At 76.2% G+C, this 9,508-nt stretch carries 9 protein-coding genes; 7 read left to right on the top strand and 2 right to left on the bottom strand.

Features of this window, described 5'->3' with window-relative positions; all coding sequences use genetic code 11:
- Positions 1-3: 3 nt before the first annotated feature.
- Together F9B16_RS31750 and F9B16_RS31755 are read left to right on the top strand one after the other, a co-directional pair.
- Complete coding sequence (locus F9B16_RS31750) at positions 4-1,209, top strand: acyl-CoA dehydrogenase family protein (RefSeq protein ID WP_151543904.1); 1,206 nt, start codon at positions 4-6, stop codon at positions 1,207-1,209.
- A complete protein-coding gene (locus F9B16_RS31755) occupies positions 1,206-2,312 on the top strand; it encodes an acyl-CoA dehydrogenase family protein (RefSeq protein ID WP_151543905.1) in 1,107 nt (368 codons plus the stop codon). Before F9B16_RS31750 ends, F9B16_RS31755 begins: the two co-directional genes overlap by 4 nt.
- On the opposite strand, the gene F9B16_RS31760 is transcribed toward F9B16_RS31755, so the two are convergent.
- Positions 2,309-3,862 (bottom strand): phytoene desaturase family protein, encoded by a 1,554-nt coding sequence (locus tag F9B16_RS31760; protein WP_225992115.1) that lies wholly within the window; start codon positions 3,860-3,862, stop codon positions 2,309-2,311. The two genes, F9B16_RS31755 and F9B16_RS31760, sit on opposite strands and share 4 nt — an antisense overlap.
- 11 nt (positions 3,863-3,873) lie before the next feature.
- Entirely contained in the window at positions 3,874-4,725 is an 852-nt protein-coding gene (locus F9B16_RS31765; RefSeq protein WP_151543906.1) for a DUF72 domain-containing protein, read from the bottom strand.
- Positions 4,726-4,860: 135 nt separating this feature from the next.
- Between F9B16_RS31765 and F9B16_RS31770 the strand changes: the two genes are divergently transcribed.
- From F9B16_RS31770 to F9B16_RS31790, 5 genes are all read left to right on the top strand, one after another.
- Positions 4,861-5,676, top strand: coding sequence for an SAM-dependent methyltransferase (locus F9B16_RS31770; RefSeq protein ID WP_151543907.1), 816 nt, complete (start codon positions 4,861-4,863; stop codon positions 5,674-5,676).
- A gap of 158 nt (positions 5,677-5,834) precedes the next feature.
- Positions 5,835-7,586 (top strand): glycosyltransferase family 2 protein, encoded by a 1,752-nt coding sequence (locus tag F9B16_RS31775; RefSeq protein WP_192809084.1) that lies wholly within the window; start codon positions 5,835-5,837, stop codon positions 7,584-7,586.
- Between the two features lie 14 nt (positions 7,587-7,600).
- Entirely contained in the window at positions 7,601-8,335 is a 735-nt protein-coding gene (locus tag F9B16_RS31780) for a DedA family protein (protein WP_151543909.1), read from the top strand.
- Between the two features lie 61 nt (positions 8,336-8,396).
- Positions 8,397-8,753, top strand: coding sequence for a BlaI/MecI/CopY family transcriptional regulator (locus F9B16_RS31785; protein WP_151543910.1), 357 nt, complete (start codon positions 8,397-8,399; stop codon positions 8,751-8,753).
- 6 nt (positions 8,754-8,759) lie between these two features.
- The coding region (locus tag F9B16_RS31790) for a M56 family metallopeptidase (protein ID WP_151543911.1) at positions 8,760-9,508 on the top strand (749 nt) is incomplete at its 3' end.

Raw genomic sequence — 9,508 nt, forward strand, 5'->3', positions numbered from 1 at the left:
GAGATGACAGAGGACTACCGCGCGAGGGTCCGCGCGTGGCTGGCCGCGAACGCCCCCGGCCCCGTCGCCGGCCTGCCGCCCGACGAGCTGCTCGCCGCGGCCAAGCGGTTCCAGGCGGCGCTGTACGAGGCGGGCTTCGCCGGCATCACCTGGCCGGAAGAGGTGGGCGGGCAGGGGCTCGGCACGGCCGAGCAGCAGATCTTCGCCGAGGAGGCCGCCGAGTACGACCTGCCGACCTACCCGTTCATCGTCAACATGGGCATGTGCGGGCCGACGCTCGTCGACCTCGGCACCCCCGAGCAGAAGAGCCGCTACCTGCGGCCGCTGCTCAGCGGCGAGGAGATCTGGTGCCAGCTGTTCTCCGAGCCGGGCGCCGGGTCGGACGTGGCGAGCCTGCAGGCGCGAGCCGTCCGCGACGGCGACGGCTGGGTGGTGAACGGGCAGAAGGTCTGGACGACGAACGCGCAGTGGGCCGACTTCGGCGCGCTGCTCGCCCGCACCGACCCGGACGTCCCGAAGCACGCGGGCATCACGATGTTCATCGTGGACATGCACGCGCCGGGCGTGACCGTCCGGCCGCTGAAGGACATGTCCGGCAAGGCGCCGTTCAACGAGGTGTACCTCGACGACGTGCGCGTCCCCGCGGACGCCGTCGTCGGCGAGGTCGGGCAGGGCTGGCGGGCGGCGATCACCATGCTCGGGCACGAGCGGGTGTCGATCGGGTCGTCGCGGCCGTCCCGCAACAGCGCGCTGACGTTCGACGCGGTGCTCGGCCTGGCCCGCCGGCAGGGCGTCACCGACGTCCCGGCGCACCGCGAGCGGCTCGCCGGGCTGTACGCGCACGAGCGCGCTCTGGAGCTGCTCAACGCGCGGATGCGGCAGGAGGCGCAGGCGGGCCGCCCGCCGGGGGCGCGCGGCTCGGTCGCCAAGCTGGCGGGCGCGCTCCAGCTGCGCCGCGCGATCGAGGTCGCCGGGGAGCTCGCCGGCGCGGACGCGGTCGCGTGGGAGCCCGGCGACCGGCACGGCGACGACCTCGCGCTCGGCATCAACTCGGCGCCCGCCACCAGCATCGCGGGCGGCACCAACGAGGTGCAGCGCAACATCATCGGCGAGCGCGTCCTCGGGCTGCCGAAGGAGCCGCAGGTGGACCGGGACGTCCCGTTCCGCGACCTGAAGGTCGGCACGCAGCGGACGGAGGACGCCCGATGAGGCTCGTACTGGACCCCGAGCAGGAGGAACTGCGCGCCACCGTCCGCAAGGTGCTCGCCGACCGGGCGCCGAGCGCGAAGGTCCGCGCGGCGATGGACTCGGCGGACGGGTTCGACCGCGATCTGTGGCGCACCCTCGGCGAGCTCGGCGTCCTCGGCCTGGTCGTGCCGGAGTCGTTCGGCGGCGCCGGCGCGGGCCATGTGGAGCGGGCCGTCGTCCTGGAGGAGCTCGGCGGCGCGCTGACACCGTCTCCGTTCCTTGCCTCGGCCGTGCTCGCCACCGACGCGCTGCTCGCCCTGGACGACGTGGGCGCCGGCGGCGACTACCTGCCGAAGCTGGCCGAGGGCGAGCTGATCGGCACGGTCGCCGCGGCCGAGGACGGCGCCTGGGACCTCGCGGGCGGCACCACCGCGGCGGCCGAGCGCGACGGCCGCTGGGAGCTGACCGGCACCAAGAGCCCCGTCCTCGCCGGCGACTCCGCCGACCTGATCCTCGTCTACGCGCGCACGCCCGCCGGCCCCGGCTGGTTCGCGGTGGAGCGCGGCGCGCCCGGCGTCACCCGGACGGCCCTGACCGGCCTCGACCCCACGCGGCGGCTCGCCCGGATCGACTTCGCCGCCGCCCCGGCCCGCCGGCTGATCAGCGCCGACCCCGGCGCGGCGCTGGAGACCGTCACCGGCCTCGCCGCGGTCGCGCTGGCCGCCGAGCAGGTCGGCGGGATGCGGCGGGCGATGGAGCTGACCGTCGGGTACGCGAAGGCGCGGGTGCAGTTCGGCCGCCCCATCGGCTCGTACCAGGCCGTCAAGCACGGCTGCGCCGACATGTACAGCGCGTGGGAGCTCGCCGTGTCCGTCCTGCGCTACGCGGCCTGGACCGCCGACCACGACATCGCCGAACTGCCCACGGCCGCCGCGCTGGCGCAGACCTACATCGGGCCCGCGTACTTCCGGACGGCGACGGACATGGTCCAGTTCCACGGAGGCATCGGCTACACCTGGGAGCACGACGCGCACCTTTACTACAAGCGCGCGAAGAGCTCCGAGCTCCTGTTCGGCCGTCCGAGCGCGCACCGCGCCCGCCTCGCCGACCAGCTCCAGATCTAGCGCGTTTCGAGGACGGCGCGGGCGGCGTTGTGGCCGGGGATGCCGCTCACGCCTCCGCCGCGGCGGGCGCCCGCGCCGCACAGCAGCAGGCGCGGGTGGCCGGTCTCGACGCCCCACCGTCCGGCGGCCTCGTCCTCCGCGTAGGGCCAGGCGAGGTCGCGGTGGAAGATGTGGCCGCCGGGCAGGCCCGCGTCGCGTTCCAGGTCGACGGGCGTCTTCACCTCCAGGCACGGCGTGCCGTCCGGCGCGCGCAGCAGGCAGTCCTCGATCGGCTCGGCGAGCACGGAGTCGAAGGAGGCGAGCGTCGCGCGCAGCGCCTCGTCCCGCGCCCGCGCGGGGTCGGAGCGGAACAGCCGCGCGGGCATGTGCAGTCCGAACAGCGTCAGCGTGTGCGTCCCGGAGCGGCGCAGGTCCGGGCCCAGGATCGACGGGTCCGTCAGGGAGTGGCAGTACACCTCCGCCGGCGGGACGTCCGGGATCGTCCCGGCCGCCGCCTGCGCGTGGGCGGCGGAGAGCTGGTCGCGGCCCTCGTTGATGTGGAAGGTGCCGCCGAACGCCTCCTCGGGACGGACCGCCGGGTCGCGCAGCCGGGGCAGGCGGGCGAGCACCATGTTCACCTTCAGCTGCGACCCCTCCGGCGGGTCGTGCGGGGTCTCGCCGAGGAGCCGGGACAGCACCGCAGGAGGCAGCGCGGCGAGGACCCGGTGCGCGGTCACCGCGTGCTCCGCGCCGTCCTCGTCGCGGAAGGTCACCTCTCCCGACGACGGGTCGATCGCGAGCACCTCCATGCCGGTGCGCAGGTCCGCGCCCGCCGCCCGCGCGGCGGTGGCGAGCGCCTCCGTCACCGCGCCCATGCCGCCGACCGGCACGTTCCAGTCGCCGGTGCCGTTCCCGATCACGTGGTAGAGCAGGCAGCGGTTCGCGAGCAGGGACCCGTCCGCCGGGTCGGCGAACGTGCCGATCAGGGCGTCGGTCAGCACGATCCCGCGCACCGTGTCGTGCCGGAACCGCTCGTCCACCGACGCGCCGATCGGACGCTCGAAGAACGTCCGCCACGCCTCGTCGTCGCCGACCGCCGCGCGCAGGGCGGCGCGGTCGCGCAGCGGCTCCAGCAGGGTCGGCGCGACCCGCTCAGCGACGTGCCCGGCCAGGCCGTAGAACCGGCGCCATGCGGTGAAGTCGCGGTCGTCCCGGGTGACGGCCTCGAACGACGCGGCGGTGCGGGCGTCGTCGGCGCCGTCGACCAGCACGCCCGTGTCACCCGACGGCGTGTAGGAGGCGAACCGGCGGCGGCGCAGCTCGACCGGCAGCCCGAGGTCCCGGACGATCTTCGTCGGCAGCAAGCTGACCAGGTAGGAGTACCGGGAGACCCGCGCGTCCACGCCGGCGAACGGCCGGGCCGACACCGCCAGCCCGCCGAGGTGCGGCAGGCGTTCGAGCACGAGCACGCGCCGCCCGGCGCGGGCGAGGTAGGCGGCGGCGACGAGGCCGTTGTGGCCGCCACCGGCGACGACGACGTCAAAGGCGGGCACCGTGTCATGGGCGGGCACCGGTCATCCCTTCAGAAGAGCGTCGGGGGCTCGGCCGGGACGGGCTCGGGGAGCGGCTCCAGCTCGGGGACGAGGGCGCGCACCTCGTCGTGGAAGCGGCGGGCCAGCGGCAGCGCCTCGGCGTTGTCGGGGGTGTGTACGAACACCGTCGGCGAGCGTCCCTCGCGCAGCCAGCCGGCGACCTTCTCCGCCCACGGCCGCCAGCCCTCGACCGTGCGGTCCGTGTCGTCCCGGCCGAGGTAGCGGACGACGGGCCGGTCGGTCAGCGCGGGCGCCCGGCGCGGCACGCGCGGCTTCTTCGTCCACGCGTCCCGTTCGGCGTCGCTGGTCGGCGGGCTCCGGAACAGCACGGTCGTGTCGAACGGCACCCACTCGGCCCCGGCCCCGCCGAGGACCCGCATGAGGTCGCGCGCGGCCCCGCCGTCCTCGAAGAACGCCCGGTGCCGGACCTCGGCGGCGTACCGGTACGCGGGCGGCATGCCGCGCAGGAACGCCGCCAGCGCGCCGAGGTCGTTCGGCCCGAACGCGCCGGGCAGCTGGATCCAGAGGGCGTGGACGCGGGGGCCGAGCGGCTCGATCGCGGCCAGGAACGACCGCAGGTCCTCGCCGGGGTTCGCGAGCCGCCGCTCGTGCGTGATCGCCTTCGGCAGCTTGAGCAGGAAGCGGAAGTCCGGCGCGGTCTGCCGCGCCCACGACTCGACCGTGGCCCGCGCGGGCGTCGCGTAGAACGTCGTGTTGCCCTCCACGGCGTTGCACCACGACGCGTACGCGTGCAGCCGCTCGGCCGGAGGCAGCGGATGGGGCAGGAAGCGGCCCTGCCACGGCGCGTGCGCCCACATCGCGCATCCCACATGAAGCCGCATGGACGCGACGTTATCGGAGCCGGGACGGGCGCCGGCCCGCCCGGTAACGAAACGGGGAAAGATCGTTCCTCCTGGGCGGCGTCAGGGGCCTGACGACTAGTGTGATCGCACAACACGAGCGGAAGGCGGTGACCGGTGAGCGGTCCCGAGCAGGCGCCGGCGGGGGTCGACACCACCGTCCCGAGCGTCGCGCGGATGTACGACTACTACCTGAGCGGCAAGGACAACTACCAGGTGGACCGGGACGCCGCGGAGAGGGTCATCGCGGCCAGCCGGGAGAGCGGCACCGACATCCGGGTCGCGGCGCGCGACAACCGCGGTTTCCTCGGCCGGGCCGTGCGGGCGCTCGCCGAGGCCGGCGTCCGCCAGTTCCTCGACATCGGCGCCGGGCTGCCGACCCAGGAGAACGTGCACCAGGTGGCGCTGCGCCATGCGCCCGACTCGCGCGTGGTGTACGTCGACAACGACCCGATGGTCCTCGTGCACGCGCGCGCTCTGCTCGCCGACAACCCGGCGACGGCCGTCGTCGACGGCGACCTGCGCGACCCCGCGAGCATCCTGGAGCATCCCGGCGTCGCCGCTCGCATCGACTTCACCGAGCCGGTCGCCGTTGTGTTCTGCGCCGTGCTGCAGTTCGTGCCGGACGACGCGGAGGCCGCGGCGATCGTCGGCGCGTTCCGGGAGCGGTGCGCGGCCGGGAGCCACCTCGTCGTCTCGCACCCGTTCCCGGGCGAGCGCCCGGGGGAGGCGTTCGACGAGATCGGCGACGTCTACACCACGACGTCGTCGCGGTCGTTCACCCTGCGCGGCCGGGCCGCCGTCGGCCGGCTGCTCGCCGGCACCGAGCTGCTGGAGCCTGGGCTGGTCCCGGTGCAGAGCTGGCGGCAGGACGACGTCCTGCCCGACTTCACCGTCCCCTCCTACCTGGGCGGCGTCGGCCGCGTCGGCTGACCGCCCGGCGGTCCCGCGAGACCCGCCCCCGCGCCGACGCCCCGCGTTCGCGGCGGGGTGCCGCGGCGCTTACGTTCCGATAACCCTCGGCCTCCTAACATCCGGCCAGTGGCCTGTTCATCTGCCGGTGATCCGCTCGGGGCGAGGAGGTGGGCCGGGTGCTGCCGGATCCGGACGTGACCGTCGTCGTGGTCGCCCGCGGCGGCCCCCAGGGGCTCGCCCGCTCCGTCCGCTCGGCGCTGGAGCAGTCGCTGCCGGGCGTCGAGGTCGTGATCGTGGACGAGGCGGGCGGCCCGCCCGCCGCGCGCGCCACCGCGCGGCTCGTCGCGGGGGCCCGGGACCGGGTGCGGGCCTTCGCGCTCCAGGAGCGGTCGGGCGGCGACGGCCGGGCCCGCAACCTCGGCCTGCGCTACGCGCGCGGCCGGTACGTGATGTTCCTCGACGCCGGCGACACCCTCGACCCGCACGCCTGCAAGACCATGGTGACCGCCGCGGCGCAGGCGGGCGCCGACCTCGTCGCGGGACGCTCCGTCCAGGCGTCCCGCGGCGGGGAGCGGACCCGGTTCCCGCACCTGTACGGGGAGCGGCGGCTCCATCCGTCGATCGCGGACGCGCCGGAGCTGCTGGACGACGCGATGGCCGCCGACAAGTGCTACCGCCGCGCGTTCCTGGAACGGCAGCACCTGCGGTTCGTGTGCCGGCTGCGGCACGCGGACCTGCTGTTCACGGCCGCCGCCTACGCGTCGGCCCGGCCGATCGCCGTCGTGCCCGACCGGGTGCTCCACCGGTCCGCGGACCGCGCGGGCGTCCCGCCGACCGACCTGGGCGACTTCGCCGACCGGCTGGAGATCCTCCGGCGGACCGGCGCGCTGCTCCGCGCGCGAGGCGCGGAGCACCTCGCGCGCCGGGTCGAGGCCCGGTTCACCGGGCGGGTGCTGCCGCGCTGCCTGCGCGAGCTGCGCGGCCGCGAGCCCGGCCACCGGGACGCGTTCGTCGAGCTGGCCCGCGGCTACCTCGCCGAGCTGGACGAGACGCTCCTCGCGGACGCCGGGCGGATCCCGGCGATCGCCGCGCTGATGGTGCTGGAGGGCGACACCGCCGCGGCGATGGCCGCCGCCGACTACGCGCCCCGCGGCGCCGGAAGGCCCGTCCTCGCGATCGAGCCCGTGGAGCGGGACGGGCGGGTCTACTGGCCGGGCGCCCACCTCGGCACCCCCCTCGGCCGCCGCGTCCTCGACATCACCGACCTCGGCCTCGGGACCGCCCCGCTGGGCGCGCTGCGGCTCGGCGGCGAGGTCACCCGGATGCGCCGGGCGGGCCGGGCGCTGCACGTGTCCGGGACCGTCGCCAACCCGCTCGGCCGCCTCGGGCCCGGGACGGGCTTGTCCGGCGTCCTGGAGATCCGCGACCGGCACCGCGACGGCCGCGCGTTCGAGGTGCCGGTGACCGTCGGCGCGCGGAACGGGGAGATCACCTGGGACGCCGTGTTCGTCCCGGACGCCGTGATCCGCCCGACCGGCCTCGCCGACCGGACCTGGGGGCTGTGGCTGCGGCTGCGCGCGGGCGCGAGCACCGTCGAGATCCGGCTGACCTCGGACGGCACCGCGCACCGCGGGCTGGTCCTGCCCGTCCGGCCCCGGCTGACCCGGGCCGCCGGCGACCGGCTGGAGGCCTACGTCGCCCCGACCGGCGAGCTCGCCCTGCGCGTCGCGGCCGAGGGGTGGCCCGCGCGGGCGGCGCTGCCCGCGCTGCGCCGGGCCCGCCGGGAGATCGGCTCGGGGATCCCGCTTCCGGCCCGCCGGCCCGCCCCGCCGTGCGATGATCATCGGGTGCGACGCGGTCGCGACCCCCGTCTACAAGCGTGTAGATTTCGGGGACGCCGGACCGGGCGCGGGCCCGGTCCCTCCTGAACACGGGGGATCCCATGATCGACGCCTTCGGCGCGCTGCCCGCGGTGGTGAACCCGCTGGACGCGGGGTCGCTGCTGGCGGCCTTCGGCGCCATCGGCATCGCCGTGGTGATGTTCGCCGAGACCGGGCTGCTGATCGGCTTCTTCCTGCCGGGCGACTCGCTGCTGTTCACCGCCGGGCTGCTGTGCACGGCGAGCTCGCACGGCGACACCCGGCTGTCGCTGCCCTGGGTGATGCTCGCGGCCGCGTTCGGCGCGCTGGCCGGCGCGCAGACCGGCTTCGTCATCGGGCGCCGCGGCGGGCGCGCGCTGCTCGCCCGCAGCCGCAACCGGCACCTGCTGGAAGGGGTCCAGCGGGCGGAGGAGTTCCTCGCCCGGTACGGGCACGGCAAGGCCATCGTGCTGGCCCGGTTCGTCCCGGTCGTCCGGACCGTCCTGAACCCGCTGGCGGGCGCCCTGGACGTGCCGACCAAGGTGTTCACGATCTGGCAGATCGCCGGCGGGCTGGTGTGGAGCCTCGGCCTGGTGCTGGGCGGCTACCTGCTCGGCTCCTCGATCCCGAACGTCGACCACTACCTGCTCCCGGCCGTCGCGGTGATCGTCGCGCTGTCGCTCGTCCCGGTCGCCCTCGAACTGCTCAAGGCGCGCCGCAAGAGCACCGGCTCGCGGGGTCGGGCGCCCGGGGATCCGGTCCAGGCGCCGCCGCGCCGCCCGGCGGGCACGCGCGGCGCGCACCGGCGGGTGAGGTGAGCGCCCCGCGTGCCACACTGGGGTGCGAAGGGCGGTCGGAGGGTTTCACGAGGGGGCGCCCATGACCGGCGGACGCAGGGCGGCGGGCGCCCTGGAGTCGGAGATCATGACCGTGCTGCAGCAGGCCGGGGAGCCGCTGAGCCCGGCCGGGGTGCGGCAGCGCCTCGACGGCGACCTCGCCTACACCACGGTCGTGACGATCCTGACCCGCATGCACGGCAAGGGGCTGCTGGTCCGCGGCAAGTCCGGCCGCGCCTACCGGTACGCGCCGGTCAGCGACGAGCCGGGGCTCGTCGCCCGGCGCATGTACCAGGCCCTGGACGGGCGGCCCGACCGCGCCGCCGTCCTCGCGCGGTTCGTCGAGTCCCTCTCCGACCAGGACGAGCGGCTGGTCCGCACGCTGCTCGGGAGCGGGTGAGCGGCCATGGACCTGGACGGCCTGCTGCCCCTGGTGGTGCCCGCCGTGATGGCCCTCGCCGCCGGACCGCTGTCGGGACGGCTCCCGCCGTGCACCGCGACCTGGCTGCTCACCGCCACCGCCGTCGTGCTGGCGCTGGCGAGCACCGCGACGCTGGCCGTGCTGGCGCTCGGCGGGACGCTGCGGCTGCCGGTGATCGCGGCGCTCGGCCACCTGTCCGAGCACGTCCTGCACCACGACCCGCAGACCAGCCCGATCGTGGCGACGGTCGCGGGCCCGGCGCTGGCCGCGAGCCTCGCGGCGGCCGGCTACGCCGCGGCGGGACGGATCCGCGCCCTGCTGGCGGGCGCCCGGGCGGCCCGCGACCTGCCCGGCCGGGAGATCGTCGCGGTGGTCGAGGACGACGCGGCGGACGCGTTCGCGCTCCCCGGCCGGCCCGGCCGCGTCGTCGTGTCCACCGGGATGCTGGCGATCCTGGACGAGGCGGAGCGGCGCGTCCTGCTCGCGCATGAGCGCGCCCACCTGTCCGGGCGGCACCACGTCTTCCGCGCGCTCGTCCATGTGGCGACGGCCGCGAACCCGATGCTGTGGCCGCTGCGCGGCGCCGTCACCTTCACGACCGAGCGGTGGGCGGACGAGCGGGCCGCCGCCGGGGCCGACCGCGAGCGGGCCGCCCGCGCGATCGGCAAGGCCGCCCTCGCGCACAACCGGCGGCCGGGCCTCGGGCATGCCGCCGCCCTCGGCATCGGGCGGGT

Origin of the sequence: Actinomadura montaniterrae (assembly GCF_008923365.1) — a bacterium.
Lineage (GTDB): Bacteria > Actinomycetota > Actinomycetes > Streptosporangiales > Streptosporangiaceae > Spirillospora > Spirillospora montaniterrae.